The 608-nt window shown below is 32.1% G+C and carries 1 protein-coding gene and 1 pseudogene; both read right to left on the reverse strand.

Annotated elements, in window-relative coordinates; all coding sequences use genetic code 11:
- Positions 1-265, reverse strand: a 265-nt coding sequence (locus LD28_RS22035) for a glycosyltransferase family 2 protein (RefSeq protein WP_156120051.1), incomplete at its 3' end; no start/stop codon positions are given.
- Between the two features lie 24 nt (positions 266-289).
- Positions 290-608 (reverse strand): annotated as a pseudogene (locus LD28_RS23615) (O-antigen flippase); the annotation flags it as partial.

The raw sequence follows: 608 nt of genomic DNA on the forward strand, positions 1-608 counted from the left end.
ATGCAACAATTGCTATATATTTACCATGACATAATTTCAAGCTCTCTTTTAATGTTTTAGATAAGCCTTTATTATCCTGGTTTACATATAAAAACTCATTTCCCTTTCTTAACTTTGTTATAACCTCATGGGAAGCGTCGCTAGAACCATCATTAACTACTATCAACTCAATATTATTGTAACTCTGATATAAGACACTCTTGATTGCATCTTCAACATATTCTTCATGGTTATACACTGGGATAATCACTGAGACTTTACACATATAAACCTTCTGGCCTAAAAATCATTAACTAACAATTCTTTTTTTATTAGAAAAGATAACAATGAAATAAATGACGTAGCTAGAAAAATATGCCAAATTAACGCCATCAACACCATGATAATGAACCAGTATTTGGGACAGCAGCACAAAAGACACTGAAAAAAGTATTTCAGTACAGATAAACCATTTCGTTTTCCCTCTTGATATCATCGGATATGCATATAACCATGATGCTATCTTTACTATATCGCCACACAATTGAACAAGAAATAGTTCCCTCGCATCATAAAATTCTCTTGTAAAAAGTGTTAATATTGCGAAATCACGCAACGCATATACCAAG

This window comes from Aeromonas finlandensis (assembly GCF_000764645.1).
GTDB lineage: Bacteria > Pseudomonadota > Gammaproteobacteria > Enterobacterales > Aeromonadaceae > Aeromonas > Aeromonas finlandensis.